1 protein-coding gene is annotated in these 303 nt (G+C 36.6%); it reads right to left on the bottom strand.

The genetic code is table 11. From position 1 onward, the window contains the following. Nucleotides 1-303 (bottom strand): glutamate racemase (locus JKP73_RS22595; RefSeq protein ID WP_200412033.1); only part of this gene is annotated, 303 nt, incomplete at both ends.

Raw genomic sequence — 303 nt, 5'->3', positions numbered from 1 at the left:
TATTCTTAAGCGCATTGGTATATGCATTGCTCCTAACCGTACCTTCTGTACCAATAATACCTACATGATTGGTCTTCGTAAATTTAATAGCAGCTCTTGATCCTGGCTGAATTACTCCAATTACAGGGATATTCAAGTTTTCTTTTAACGATTGCAATGCAAATGCGGTAGCAGTATTACAGGCCCCAACTAGCATTTTAATATCTTTTTCAAGTAAGAAATTAACCATTTCCCAAGTAAATTGCTGGACTTCTTCTTTTGATCTTGGTCCATAAGGGCATCTAGACGTATCACCTAAGTAAA

Origin of the sequence: Virgibacillus salexigens (assembly GCF_014905415.1) — a bacterium.
In the GTDB taxonomy this organism is placed as follows: domain Bacteria; phylum Bacillota; class Bacilli; order Bacillales; family Amphibacillaceae; genus Virgibacillus; species Virgibacillus salexigens.
Note: the sequence above shows the minus strand (reverse complement) of the source record. Positions and strands in the feature narration are given on the sequence as shown.